This window comes from Pseudomonas sp. PS01299 (genome assembly GCF_029960145.1).
GTDB classification, from domain to species: Bacteria; Pseudomonadota; Gammaproteobacteria; order Pseudomonadales; family Pseudomonadaceae; genus Aquipseudomonas; species Aquipseudomonas putida_A.
In genome coordinates this window covers 1-255 of record NZ_JASCPO010000538.1, presented here as the reverse complement: position 1 = coordinate 255, position 255 = coordinate 1, and the positions used below count along the sequence as shown (strand labels likewise).

The following is a 255-nucleotide window of genomic DNA, read 5'->3' as shown; positions in this document are numbered from 1 at the left end:
TCTCCAGGTGCTGACCACCCAGCAAGACCGCTACATCCGCCGCCTGCTTGCCAGTCACGGCCAGCTGGTGCATCACTTGTAACTGCACATACTCCGGCACGCCCTCTTTCCAGAGGCGCGCGCCGTTGATACCTGCAGTTTTACATTCAAGGATCTGTACATCGCCGGCGCCGATCACCTCGCGGTCGATGTTGGCCAGCATCCAGGGCAGTTTAGGATCAGGATGCTGCAACACAGCATTGATGCGTCGTACCC

1 protein-coding gene is annotated in these 255 nt (G+C 58.8%); it reads right to left on the bottom strand.

Annotated elements, in window-relative coordinates; genetic code table 11:
• The coding region (locus QMX91_RS31515; RefSeq protein WP_282413930.1) for a lambda-exonuclease family protein at nt 1-255 on the bottom strand (255 nt) is incomplete at both ends.